Source organism: Microbulbifer mixtoriginis (SeqCode), assembly GCF_052466765.1.
Map to the genome: position 1 here is coordinate 1,101,084 of NZ_CP174289.1, position 12,312 is coordinate 1,113,395.

Sequence of the window (12,312 nt, forward strand, 5' to 3'; positions counted from 1 at the left end):
CAGCCAGTTACTGCCGCTCAGCCGAAGCTGCATCCAGCTGGGACTGGGGCGTATAGCCCCCTTTGAGCTTCTCACGAATCGCCTGCACCAACGCGTAGTACACAGGCACCAATAAAGTGGCAAACAGGCTGGCTGCGAGCATACCGCCAAACACGACCAATCCCAGGGAAATACGGCTTACGGCACCCGCGCCTGTGGCTACCAGCAACGGTATCACTCCGAGAATAAACGACATAGCCGTCATCAATACTGCCCGGAAACGCAGGCGGGTGGCTGAAATCGCAGACTCGGCAATAGACTTGCCTTTATCCCGTTCCACACAGGCGAACTCAACAATCAAAATCGCGCTCTTCGCCGCCATACCAATTAACAATACCAAACCGATCTGGGTATAGAGATTATTGATAGATCCGGCCATCCACACCACCAACATGGCACCGCAAATCGCAATAGGCACGCACAAGAGCACCGCAATAGGAATACTCCAGCTCTCATACTGGGCCACCAAAAACAGGTACACAAATATTATGGCCAAACTGAACAGGATGGGAGCCAGATTGCCCGAGGTAACCTCCTGTAAACTGATCCCGGTCCATTCATAGCCGTAGCCTTCCGGCAGCCTGGAGGCCAGCTCCTCCATGGCATCCATGGCCTGACCACTGGAGTAACCCGGCGCTGGAGCGCCATTAATCGTCACGCTGTTATAGAGGTTGTAGCGGGTGATAGTTTGTGGTGCCACAACCGGCTCAATAGTGGAGACCGAGGTAATCGGCACCAGACCACCACTGTTGGCGCGCACATAGAAGCCCGCCAGATTTTGTTCGTCATCGCGAAACTGCGCATCTGCCTGGGCGATCACTCGGAATACTTTGCCATATAAATTAAAGTCGTTTATGTAATATCCGCCAAGAAAAGTCTGCAGTGTCGAATAAACCTCTGGCAACGGCACACCAAGTACGTGCGCTTTTTCTTTATCGATCTTTAATTCCAACTGGGGGGTAGCCGCCTGGAAACTGGTGAAGGCCTGGGAAATTTCCGATCGCTGATTGGCCGCGCCCAGCAGATCAATCATTACTTGTGATAATTCCGTAATACTGCGCCCCTGTAAATCCTCCAACACAAATTCAAACCCTCCCACGGTACCGATACCCGGCAGGGGTGGTATGACAAAAGGCATAATCTGTGCGTTGGGTATCTGCGCCAGTTTTTTCTGTGCCCGCTGCATAATGGCGAACTGGTGATCCTCTTCACTGGTGCGGTCATCCCAGGGTTTTAACACCGCAAACATCATTGCGGTATTAGATGAGACACTGTTGGTAAGCAGGTTATAGCCGGGCACACCCACCACATGGGCCATACCAGGTTCTTCCAATAATATGTCTGTAACCTGATTCACCACCGGGCCCGTGCGCTCCAGGGAGGAACCATCCGGCAGTTGCACGTGTAGCATAAACGTGCCCTGGTCCTCGTCCGGGATAAAGCCAGTGGGGATACTACTAAATAACCAAAAGGCCAGCAGGAAAATACCGATAACGGAGATAATTCCGATTAGCGGAATCTTTACGCAGGCTTTTACCATACCCACATAAAAATTGGTGGAGCGATGTAGCCCTCGGTTGAAAAAACCAAATACCCCGGTCTCTTTCACTCCGGCAACTTCGCCTTCCTTACCCACTTTTAAAATACTGGCGCAAAGTGCCGGGCTCAGGGTAAGCGCATTAAGGGAGGAAATCGCGACCGACATAGAAATAGTAACCGCAAATTGCTGATACATTTTTCCGGTGATACCCGGCATCAACATGACCGGTACAAACACCGCAAACAACACCAGCGTAGTGGCAATGACCGGCCCAGTAACCTCACGCATAGACTGCAACGCAGCCTTTTTTGGCGTTAGGCCGTCACTCATCAGTCGCTGGGTGTTTTCCACCACAATAATCGCATCATCAACCACTATGCCAATCGCTAGAATCAGCGCAAACAAGGTGATGGTATTAATAGTCATACCAAACGCCAGCATCAATGCAAAAGTGCCCACCAGTGAAACAGGGATGGCAATAGCGGGGATCAGGGTGGAGCGCCAATCCTGTAAAAACAGGAAGACCACCGCGATCACCAAAATCAGGGCAATAAATAGTGTCTGCACCACCTCTTTGATAGAGGCCTGCACAAACAGAGTGGTGTCGTAGAGGATCTCTGCCTTTAGGCCATCTGGAAAACGCTGGGAAAGCTCTTTGACCTTGGCCTTGATGCCGTCAGCCACTTCAATGGCATTGGCTTCCGGCAACTGATAAACACCGATCACTGCCGAAGCCTGGTTATCCAATTGCCCATAGGAGGAATAGGACTCACTGCCTAATTCCACCCGCGCCACATCTTTCACTTTTACCATGGCGCCATCGGGTTTGGCGCGAATAGTAATTTCCTCAAATTCCTTGGGATTCACCAGGCGCCCCTGCACCAGGATGTTGTATTGAAATTGCTGGTCCTTGCGAATGGGCGGCGAGCCAATCTGCCCAGCCGCTACCTGCACATTTTGTGCCCGTACCGCGCTGATAACATCCTCGGTGGTAACGTCCAGGGACGCCATCCTATTCGGGTCCAGCCACAGGCGCATGGCGTAATTGCGCGAGCCAAAAATAACTACGCTGCTCACACCCAATACGCGCGCCAGCTCATCCTTCAAATAAATTTCTGCGTAATTGGCTAGGAAAAGTTCATCGAATTTCTGCTCAGGAGAAAATAAGTTCACGACCAATAGCAAAGTGGTGCTTTGCTTGGAAACCACCACACCATCGCGCTTTACATCCTCAGGCAATTGCGGCGTGGCCTGCTCCACACGGTTCTGTACATTGACCTGAGCGATATCATCGTCATAACCAGATTTAAACGTTACCGTGAGACTGTAAGAGCCATCGTTGCCACTGGTGGAGGACATATAATCCATGCCTTCCACGCCATTCACTTGGGATTCGATGGGCACGGCAACACTATCGCGCACAACTTCAGCACTGGCCCCGGCGTAATTGGCTGCGACGTTTATTGTGGCTGGAGTAATTTCTGGAAATTGCGCCACCGGCAATAATGGCAACGAGAGAATACCCGCAAGAGAGATCAGTATGGAGATGACAAAGGCGAAACGGGGCCGCCGTATGCAAAAGGCACTGATCATAAATTCGCTAAGCCCCCCCCATTTCAGGCGGGCTATTTATAATCATGCTCTTGTCCCTCGTATCGGTGGCGTTCGCCCTCCTCCACACCTTCAGGAAGTTCCATGTCATCGGGGAGCAGTGTCCCCTGCCCGAAGCCTATAGGCTGTTTGGTACTTTGCTTACCTACGGGAGAAGCGCCACCGCTTGCGGGCTCTGCCGGCTTTTCTGATGCGTCGTAGGGGTTCCGCGGCGTGTTTTGAGGGGTCACTGGCTTGCCCGCAACAACCCGCTGCAAGCCGTTAACGATGACCGACTCCCCAGCAACTAAACCATGATTAACCGCCCAGAGCTCCCCCTCCCGCTGCCCCAGAGTGACATAACGTTTTTCAGCAATATTTTTCTTACCCAGCACAAAGAGGTAACGCCCCTGCATGTCCTCCAGCACTGCAGATTGCGGCACCAGCGGTTTAAGTGCCTCACTGCCGGTATACAAACGGATTGAGACCCGAGCAAATTGTCCTTGCACCAGTAGGCTGCCCGGATTGGGAAAGAGTGCGCGTACCGCTACGGAGCCGGTGTTGGGGTCTATCTGGTTATCGATAAATACAATCCGACCCTGATAGGGGTAAAAATTACCATCCGGCAGCTCTATACGCACATCCAGCCTCGTTGGCGGCAACCCCTCCCGGCGGCGGCGCTCGGCATCCACCTGTACGGCATAGAGTTGGTTTTCAGGAACCTCAAACAACACATAGATTGGGTCCATCTTGACGATGGTAGTGAGTGGGTCCGAATCGGGCCCCACCAGGGACCCCTCAGTAAACTGGGTACGACCAATGCGGCCGGTAAGTGGCGCGTAAATCTTTGTGTAGGAGAGGTCTAGGCGAGCACTTTCCACTTTGGCCCGATCTGCATCGACCTGTGACTTGGCCTCCTCAAAAGTGCCCAGTAATTCATCCATCTGAACCTGGCTGATAGCACCTGTAGCGACCAACTTGCGACCACGTCGATAATTGCGTTCGGCGATCCGCAGAGTTGCCTCGGCGCGCTCCAAATTGGCGCTTTGGTTATCCAATTCAGCGATAAATGGGCGCGGATCTATTTCAAATAGCAGGCGCCCTTTCTTAACCGTTTCCCCCTCTCTAAAATCGCGGCTCTGGATATAACCTTGCACGCGCGGGCGCACCTTATACTCATCGGTGGCCTCCACCCGGCCGACAAATTCAAAGCGCGGAATCACTGGCTGTTCTCGCACCACCAGCACCTCTACAGGAGGCGGTGGCGGTGCCTTTTGCTTATCGTCTTTGCCGCCACAGGCTGTCAAGGCGATCAGCACAAGCCAAAAAAATAAAATACGCGCCATAGTAAAGCTGGCACCGCCCTATGAACTTCAACACCTTTAACAACTATAGGCGTCAAAAAGCTGGAAGCTGGCGCTGGAATCTTGCATGGGTATACTGACGCCATGAAATTTTGTAGCCAATGCGGCAGTAATGCCGTCACATTTTCCATCCCCCAAGGCGATGACCGCCCTCGCCACCTCTGTGGCAATTGCGGCACCATCCACTACATCAACCCGCGTGTGATTGTCGGTGTTTTACCCTACCTGGAAGACCGGGTCTTACTGTGTAAACGCGCCATTGAGCCACGCCTGGGACTCTGGACCCTGCCCGCCGGCTTTATGGAAAACGGTGAAACCAGTGAAGAAGGTGCTTTGCGCGAGTCCTGGGAAGAAGCACGTGCCAGCATTCGTGTGGACGAGCTTTATTCAATTTATGACATTCCGCATATCAATCAGGTTTACCTGATGTATCGCGGAGAGCTCACCGATACGAATTTTGGCCCCGGGCCGGAGTCACTAGAAGTGTCACTATTTCGCCAGGAAGAAATCCCCTGGGCTGAAATTGCCTTCCCGATCATGCATAAAACTCTCAAGCACTATTTCAACGACACAGAACAGGGGCAATACCAGCTGCACCGGGGCGTTATTTCGCGGAAGCTATAGTGGTAGCTGCAGCGCGAGCCAAGCTGAAGATAGTGCACTGGAAGAGGACTCTGGGTGGGAGAAGCACTCACCCACCTGGGTACATTTAAAAAGGATGTTCCAATGAAATACGCCTATATGCTTGCGGTACTGTTATTAGTAGGCGTGGGCTTACCCATGTTGATTCCCGGTACCGATGGCAAACCGATTATGTCTCCCCAAGACTGGCTTCCCGATCAGCAGACTCTGGACACAGTTCGCCAGCAAGGCCAACGCGCCATTCAAGCGGTGAGCGACAGTACTCAGAAATCTGCCGAGCAACTGGAAACCCTGGTGGAATCCAGTGGCCTTTTGCCAGAAGAGCAACATAAACAGACCAGGGAGGTATTTAGCTGGCGGGACAGTGAGGGCAATTGGCACTTCTCTGATTCGATACCCGAGGGCCTGGATACTCATGTACGTATACATCGGATAAAACCCATCAATACCCTGCCCGCCACACCCAGCAACGATGCTCAGCCACAAGGCCCCCAGGCACAGCTATTGCAGGAGAACCGTGAGGGCGATAGCCGGATTTCACAGATTTTGAAAGAGGTTCAAGCGCTAAAAGAAAACAGTCAGCAGCGCCAGCAGGCACTGGATAACCTTTAAAGCCCTCTCTCGCGAATGGCAGGATACTGTTTATATCCTGTCACTAGCGAATTTTGCCGCCACAACGCTCATCCAGGCGCCAAAGGTCAAAGGCCGGCTCCTCGTAAGGATGTGCCTGGTAGAGGGCTTCAAGTGCTGCATCCACAGACTCATCGGCACACGCCATCTCAACCCGATATTCCTCTACCTGCTCTATCTGCCCGGACTCACCAATAAACGGCTGACTGCCCGCTAGTGGCCGGAACTGACCGACACCCAATACCTGCCAGCAACAACTGTCGTAGTCGCCGATTCTGCCAGCTCCGGCGTTAAACAGAGCTTGTTTGACAACTTCCAGATGACTTGAGGGTATATAGATACAGAGCTTATGCATTCTGCTGATTCACTATTCAACGGTGTATAAAGTAAAGGGGCCTTCAAGGCCCCTTTACAGTGCAATACGATTGAAACGTCTAGAACATCAACGTCATCAGCTTACGCTGATATTGGGTGGCGATGGGGTCGCCGGCACCCAAGCTTTTCACCATATCGAGAAATGCCTGCTTGGCCGCGCCATCGGCAAAATTCATATCCTTGCGCAGGATATCCAACAACAGCTCCAGGGCTTCCTCGTGACGATTGGCCTGACTGTACTGTACCGCCAGCTTATAGGCGGAATCATAATCCTGCGGGTTCTGCTCCAGGGCCTTCTGCAGCGCCTGAATCTCGGGGGTATCCGCCGCCTGTTGTTTTAGCTCCAACTGGGCCATCAGGCGCTGGTATTCCGCATCCTGATCCGCCAGCAGAATTTTGCTGAGCACGGTTTCTGCTTCCGCAGCGCGGTTTTGATCAAGCAGCAACGCCGCCAGGTGTTTGGCAATATCCACCCGCTCGGAGGATTCAGCGTAAGCCTGGCGCAGCAACGGCAGGGCTTCATCCACCTTGCCCTCACCAATCAGCGCCTGGGCCTGCTGCAATTTGATGTCCCAGGGTTTGGGCAGATATTTGTCGAGCATTTCACGAATCTGGCTTTCCGGCTGCACCCCGGCAAAGCCATCTACCGGCTGCCCCTCTTTGAGCAGCATAACTGTAGGTAAGCTGCGTACCCCCAGCTGGCCGGCGATCATCTGCTCGGTGTCGGCATTCACTTTTGCCAGGAGGAACTGGCCCGCATATTCATTCGCGAGCTTTTCCAAAACCGGCATCAGCTGTTTGCACGGCTCGCACCAATCGGCCCAGAAATCCACCAGAACCGGGCGATTCATGGATTCTTCAATGAGTACCTGCTGGGCGTTTTCTGCCGTTACATCGACAATAAAATCGTTCACAAACTCTCCTGAGTAATGTCTTGCTAATCTGCTGAGGTTCTAGCGGTAGAGGGTATCCGTGCCATAAGCCAGCTCAAGGGATTGCCGCTCAATTTTACGCAGCCCCTTAACCACAAGGCCATAGGAGCGATCCGCCATCCGCTCAATTTCATAATCCGGCACTGTGCCATCGAGCAATACAGTATTCCAGTGCTTCTTGTTCATATGGTAACCCGGCAGCACGCCAGGGAAGATATCCCGCAGGGCCTGAGCCTCGTCGGGATCACACTTTAAATTGGTCGCATCTACCTCGCGGTAGCGGCTGAGAGTCGCGAACATACGCCCCTTAATCTTGTACACCGCAACATCGGGACCAAAGGGGAAGTCCTCAATCGCCTCTGGTCGCGCAAGTAAATAACTCCGCAGTTCCGCCTTGTGCATTGTTAGCGCCTACCAGTCTAGCGAAGAGGGTAAGCGTGGCGACGACAACAGCTTGGCGAAACGCTGCCAGCGCTCTTGTGCACTGTTTGTATCTCGCTCCACATAATCAGCTACCAGTTTTTTGCCCCAGTTGTAATTAATGACATAGGCACCGTAGGCATCGACAAAATCCTTGCGCTGCTTTGCCTTGGCCGGGCTCATCAGAGTGTATTTCTCAAACAGTACCGCAACTTGCTCTGGGGCAATTTCACCATCGATATACTGCCGAGCAATTTCATTGCCGGCAAAACTGAGCTTATCCACCAGTCCCATCACCCGCTCATACTTTTGTGCACTTTGTGGATCCAACCCGGCGAGGGGATAAAGTACCTCCATCTCGAAGCAGTTTTTTTCCTCCCCAGGAAAGGCCAGGTCGATACCGTAATTGGCACTGCCCTCGGCAATCAGAGATTGGGGACTGAACAGCGGATACACGCTATATTCCACCCAGCCACGGTCTTCCACCAACGTCTGTTCCAACAACGCGTTATAGGTATGATGGCCCGGGTAGCCTTCATGGCAGCCAAGGTCGATCGCGCGATCAATGGTAATCGGCAAGCCACTGTTCACCTGTATCAGGCTATGCGCCCCTCCCTGATACCAGTTGTAACCGCTCCAGGGTTTGTCACTGACATATTCAAGGGCAAAATTTTCATCCTGTGGCAGCGGGATATACTGCTTGGTGCGCTTGCGACACTCCGCAATGGCTGCATCAAAAACCTCTTGGAGCTTGTCCACTGGGATTTCATACTGCTGCCGAAACGCCTGCACTCGCGCACTTAGGGGCTCATTGCCGGGCAACAGCTCATCCAACTCCTGCAAGAGTGGATCGAAACCAGTGAAATTTTGCCTGGGGGGCTCGGTGTCATAAAGCTCGCGCGCTTCTTTGGCAAAGTTGCGCTCGCTTTCGCCAGCAAGGCTGCGGGCGTGAGCCACCAGCGCAGCCAGTTGAGTTCGCAGGTAGTGTAGACGCAGGCCGTCAAGGGAACCATCCACCACGCCATCCCCGGGTAGCTGAGCGATGAGGGCGTTACCGCGTTTGGCAATATCCGCCGGGCTGGCCTGGCTCTGCTCCGCCTGCTCTCGCCACTGCGCCGGGCCATAATAGGCATCGACATAACTCTTGTCGTGATTACCCAATTCCAACACCAGGGCAACATAGTCCCTGGCCACTGTATCCATGGACATATCCCCTTTCCCTTCTATTGCAGTTTTTTGCCCTTTAACCTCTACTGCTTCTCGTAACTTATCCTCTGATCGCGCTTTACCCTCGCAGGCGGCAAGAAATAGAGGTGCAGCCAGAATTGGCAACAGACACACCGCCTTTACTACTTGTTTCATTATTATTTCTCTTGAAATTTATTTCACATCTGGAAGTTTACTCAGCCGGGAAAACCCCAAAACGGCCTGCTATGGCAGGACCAGGCCGGGAAGCCCCTCAACGTTGACGACCGGGATTTTCCTGAGCGGAACTATCTTGCTTCTCTAAGCCTTCTTGCTGAGCTTCACTGCCCCCCGCAGGCTCAGGTTCCCGGCCATCGGTCTGTACATCAAACTCTTCAGTAACTGGCGCAGTGCGCAGTACCAGGAAACCGGCGATACCGGCAATTACAGAAGCCAGTAAGATACCTGCCTTGGCCTGATTCAACAGGTTATTCTGGTAACTGAACGCCAGTTCGGCAATAAAGATCGACATAGTAAAGCCGATACCGCCGAGTAATGCCACGCCAATGATATGCTGAAAATTAGCCAACTTAGGTAAGCTGCCCAAGCCTAATTTCCAACCGATCCAAGTAGCCCCCACAATCCCAATCAGCTTTCCGAATACCAGCCCAGCGATTACCCCCAGGGTTACCGGGTTGAAAACTGCACTTGAGCTAGTAAAGCTATCGAAGGGAATGCCTGCATTAGCGAGCGCAAAGATGGGAATCACCAGAAAGCCAACCGGAGTGTGCAGGCGGGTTTCCATACGCTGCAGAGGAGACTGCGCCAGGTTAACGCCACTGCCTAGGGCCATAACCCGTGCGCGTAAGGCATCATTGGCAATGATTTTATCACCGGGACGGAAACAGCGATCGAAGCTGCGGATAATATCTTTAACAAAGGAACTAAACGCCACTGGATCGTACTTGGGCTTCGCCGGCAGCGCCATTGCAGTTATGACCCCCGCAATGGTGGCGTGAACTCCGGCCAGATAAAATTCATACCACAGCAGAATGCCCACAAATACATAGGGGGGGGAGTTACGCACGCCAGCCGCCTTCAGCAACCACATGATCACAACCAGGCAACCCGCAGCGATCAGCGCGGTCATATTTACCTGCTCTGTATACCAGATAGCGATCACCAGAATGGCGCCCAAGTCATCAACAATAGCCAGAGCCACTAAGAAAGTCACAACCGCGCGAGGCACACGATTACCCAATAAGGCAATACAGCCCACGGCAAAAGCAATGTCCGTGGCCATGGGGATGCCCCAACCGCGCTCCGCCTCACCGCCAGCATTGAATGCTGCATAAATCAATGCCGGCACCACCATACCACCGATTGCCGCCATCACAGGTAGTACCGCATGGCGTAAATCGGACAGCTCCCCTACCATAAATTCCCGCTTGAGCTCCAAGCCCACTAAAAAAAAGAAGATCGTCATTAGACCTTCATTAATCCAGTGGTGTAGCGATAAAGAAAACTCCCAATTTCCCACAGTGAAACTGATGGGCATATGCAAAAGGGTTATGTAGACATCTTCCAGGGGGGAGTTTGCGATAATGAGCGCCGCCAGCGCAGAAAGCATCAGTAAAATACCACTGCTGCTCTGCCGGTGGATAAACTCTTCAAAAGGTGTCACCAGGCGCCCAAAAGCCTGTTCTAAAGGCGCCTCAAAAACCTTTCCTTTGCGGATCTTGAACTTATTCAGAACGCTTTTTGCCATCGACATCCCCCTCTTTAGTAAAGAGTAGCCCGACTAGAAACGGAGCCGCACTTCTACCTATGGGAGCCAGAGGTTAGCATGGCCACACTATTCTTAACCATTTGACAGGACCCAGTAGCAAAACATGACCCGCTTGGACCAACTGCTAGTACAGAGAAAACTCGCCAATTCCCGCACCCACGCCAAAAAACTGGTCGCAGCCGGCAGGGTCACGCTATCCGAGGGCGGCCCCATGGAGCTGGCGCGCAAAGCTGGGCAATCCGTCAGTGAGAACTGCGCCTTAGAAGTCACTGCACTACCCGAAGATCAATATGTTTCCCGCGCCGGCCTAAAACTTGCCGCGATACTCGATCACACAGGATTAAACCCTATGGGCTGGCACGCCCTGGATGTAGGCTGCTCTACTGGAGGCTTTAGTGACTGCCTGTTACAGAGAGGCGCCACTTCCGTAGTAGGGGTAGATGTAGGACGAGATCAGCTAGCACAAAAATTAATAGATGATCCACGTATGCACCTCTTCGAAGGAATTAATGCCCGTTATTTAGAGGCATCACAACTTTCTCCTTACGCAGATACTGGCTTTGATGCCATCGTGATGGATGTATCCTTTATTTCCCAAACGTTGATACTGCCGCAGCTGCCTTCTTTACTAAAACCCGAAGGCCAGCTGTTGACTCTGGTAAAGCCACAATTCGAGGTGGGACCTGAGGGCATTGGTAAAGGGGGGGTGGTGCGTGATGCAAATCTCTTTCCACAAGTACGCCAGAAAATTGCATATTTATGTGATGAACTAGGACTTGAGATTAAAGAATATATTAACAGCCCAATTAAAGGTGGCGATGGCAACCGGGAATTCTTACTCTGGGCTGCACATAAAGAAGCATGAGCTAAGAGAACAAAAAAAGTTTAATATTACACTACTGAATCCACTTGAACGCTCTATCCTGACATAATTTTAATTTACGCTAGGGTCATCATATTTCGAGGGCCCTATCGATTACGTTTCAAAATAAAAATTTCCAGACAGATCTTAGATACCTACCGCTTAGAATTAAGAAACATCCTCATTTTCGCCTATCAAAACACTCTCACCCTTTAACAAAAACTATTTATTACTATCACAATCTATAAATAAACACGTAATAAATACCCCCTATCCTGCGCACATAAAACAACGACGCAGATAATCCCAATGAAAAGATTAATTTTGCTGTGTACGCTCTCCACTTCATTACAAGCGGCTCCACTGACTAACTATAGGATAATAGACGGTGACACAGTTCACGGATATGTTTCTGGTGAATATGTTGAAATACGCCTTCAGTGCATTGATGCACCAGAAACCTATCCCAGCACGCAAATATATGGCCCAGAGGCTACTCAAACCCTGAATCATTTATTGTCATTTGGCACTGTGGATTTCCAATCGACAGGAAGGGATCAATACGGCAGAGAAACTGGTTATCTATTTGCAAATGGATACAACATCAATCAAGAAATGGTTGCAAGAGGAGCCGCTTGGAATTACGCCTACTATTGCAGAGATAAATTCAAGATTGAGCAAGACTTTGCATACTACTCCAATCTAGGATTATGGGGCGAAATGGAAGCAAAAGACCCCTACTGCTTTCGCAAGAACCTAGATCACGATTTTTGCTATTACAATCCGGAAAACAACTTCTTTTTAGATGATTAAAAACTAAATTTTCTGAACATGAATTTTACCCACTAAGCAAACAGTTCCCATAAAGCTCAAAATAAAAATATCATTAGAGCTACCAAACTGGCCTATAACTTACACTATACGGGAGTATATGGGACTGTTTT

Annotated in this window: 11 protein-coding genes; 4 read left to right on the plus strand and 7 right to left on the minus strand. The window is 51.4% G+C overall.

All coding sequences use genetic code 11. The features are described 5' to 3' along the window. Nucleotides 1-7 precede the first annotated feature (7 nt). Together ACJJIV_RS04865 and ACJJIV_RS04870 are read right to left on the minus strand one after the other, a co-directional pair. The gene (locus tag ACJJIV_RS04865) at nucleotides 8-3,172 is read right to left on the minus strand and encodes an efflux RND transporter permease subunit (protein ID WP_444890949.1); all 3,165 of its coding nucleotides are present in this window, start codon (nucleotides 3,170-3,172) and stop codon (nucleotides 8-10) included. Between the two features lie 32 nt (nucleotides 3,173-3,204). Beyond that, nucleotides 3,205-4,515 carry an efflux RND transporter periplasmic adaptor subunit gene (locus tag ACJJIV_RS04870; RefSeq protein ID WP_444890950.1) on the minus strand — a complete coding sequence of 437 codons (1,311 nt, stop codon included), beginning with the start codon at nucleotides 4,513-4,515 and terminating at the stop codon, nucleotides 3,205-3,207. 102 nt (nucleotides 4,516-4,617) lie between these two features. Between ACJJIV_RS04870 and ACJJIV_RS04875 the strand changes: the two genes are divergently transcribed. Then, a complete protein-coding gene (locus tag ACJJIV_RS04875) occupies nucleotides 4,618-5,157 on the plus strand; it encodes an NUDIX hydrolase (RefSeq protein WP_444890951.1) in 540 nt (179 codons plus the stop codon). 102 nt (nucleotides 5,158-5,259) lie between these two features. Then, entirely contained in the window at nucleotides 5,260-5,787 is a 528-nt protein-coding gene (locus ACJJIV_RS04880; RefSeq protein WP_444890952.1) for a hypothetical protein, read from the plus strand. 43 nt (nucleotides 5,788-5,830) lie between these two features. On the opposite strand, the gene ACJJIV_RS04885 is transcribed toward ACJJIV_RS04880, so the two are convergent. The 5 genes from ACJJIV_RS04885 to nhaA form a co-directional block, all read right to left on the minus strand. Then, the gene (locus tag ACJJIV_RS04885; RefSeq protein ID WP_444890953.1) at nucleotides 5,831-6,160 is read right to left on the minus strand and encodes a YqfO family protein; all 330 of its coding nucleotides are present in this window, start codon (nucleotides 6,158-6,160) and stop codon (nucleotides 5,831-5,833) included. Nucleotides 6,161-6,239: 79 nt separating this feature from the next. Continuing rightward, complete coding sequence (gene trxA, locus ACJJIV_RS04890; protein ID WP_252085049.1) at nucleotides 6,240-7,094, minus strand: thioredoxin; 855 nt, start codon at nucleotides 7,092-7,094, stop codon at nucleotides 6,240-6,242. A gap of 39 nt (nucleotides 7,095-7,133) precedes the next feature. After that, complete coding sequence (locus ACJJIV_RS04895) at nucleotides 7,134-7,514, minus strand: MmcQ/YjbR family DNA-binding protein (RefSeq protein ID WP_444885694.1); 381 nt, start codon at nucleotides 7,512-7,514, stop codon at nucleotides 7,134-7,136. A 9-nt stretch (nucleotides 7,515-7,523) separates the two neighbouring features. Beyond that, nucleotides 7,524-8,894 carry a hypothetical protein gene (locus ACJJIV_RS04900; protein ID WP_444890954.1) on the minus strand — a complete coding sequence of 457 codons (1,371 nt, stop codon included), beginning with the start codon at nucleotides 8,892-8,894 and terminating at the stop codon, nucleotides 7,524-7,526. A gap of 97 nt (nucleotides 8,895-8,991) precedes the next feature. Beyond that, on the minus strand, nucleotides 8,992-10,485 hold the full coding sequence (gene nhaA, locus ACJJIV_RS04905; RefSeq protein WP_444890955.1) for a Na+/H+ antiporter NhaA: 1,494 nt from the start codon (nucleotides 10,483-10,485) through the stop codon (nucleotides 8,992-8,994). A 124-nt stretch (nucleotides 10,486-10,609) separates the two neighbouring features. On the opposite strand from nhaA, the gene ACJJIV_RS04910 reads away from it, so the two are divergent. Then, a complete protein-coding gene (locus ACJJIV_RS04910; RefSeq protein WP_444890956.1) occupies nucleotides 10,610-11,371 on the plus strand; it encodes a TlyA family RNA methyltransferase in 762 nt (253 codons plus the stop codon). Nucleotides 11,372-11,677: 306 nt separating this feature from the next. Next, nucleotides 11,678-12,181, plus strand: a complete 504-nt coding sequence (locus ACJJIV_RS04915) for a thermonuclease family protein (RefSeq protein ID WP_444890957.1) — start codon at nucleotides 11,678-11,680, stop codon at nucleotides 12,179-12,181. Nucleotides 12,182-12,312 lie beyond the last annotated feature (131 nt).

Excerpts from the sequence above, each read along its gene's own strand:
- ACJJIV_RS04865 (WP_444890949.1), bottom strand. The coding sequence starts at position 3,172 with ATGATCAGTGCCTTTTGCATACGGCGGCCCCGTTTCGCCTTTGTCATC.
- ACJJIV_RS04870 (WP_444890950.1), bottom strand. The coding sequence starts at position 4,515 with ATGGCGCGTATTTTATTTTTTTGGCTTGTGCTGATCGCCTTGACAGCC.
- ACJJIV_RS04875 (WP_444890951.1), top strand. The coding sequence starts at position 4,618 with ATGAAATTTTGTAGCCAATGCGGCAGTAATGCCGTCACATTTTCCATC.
- ACJJIV_RS04880 (WP_444890952.1), top strand. The coding sequence starts at position 5,260 with ATGAAATACGCCTATATGCTTGCGGTACTGTTATTAGTAGGCGTGGGC.
- ACJJIV_RS04885 (WP_444890953.1), bottom strand. The coding sequence starts at position 6,160 with ATGCATAAGCTCTGTATCTATATACCCTCAAGTCATCTGGAAGTTGTC.
- ACJJIV_RS04895 (WP_444885694.1), bottom strand. The coding sequence starts at position 7,514 with ATGCACAAGGCGGAACTGCGGAGTTATTTACTTGCGCGACCAGAGGCG.
- ACJJIV_RS04900 (WP_444890954.1), bottom strand. The coding sequence starts at position 8,894 with ATGAAACAAGTAGTAAAGGCGGTGTGTCTGTTGCCAATTCTGGCTGCA.
- nhaA (WP_444890955.1), bottom strand. The coding sequence starts at position 10,485 with ATGGCAAAAAGCGTTCTGAATAAGTTCAAGATCCGCAAAGGAAAGGTT.
- ACJJIV_RS04910 (WP_444890956.1), top strand. The coding sequence starts at position 10,610 with ATGACCCGCTTGGACCAACTGCTAGTACAGAGAAAACTCGCCAATTCC.
- ACJJIV_RS04915 (WP_444890957.1), top strand. The coding sequence starts at position 11,678 with ATGAAAAGATTAATTTTGCTGTGTACGCTCTCCACTTCATTACAAGCG.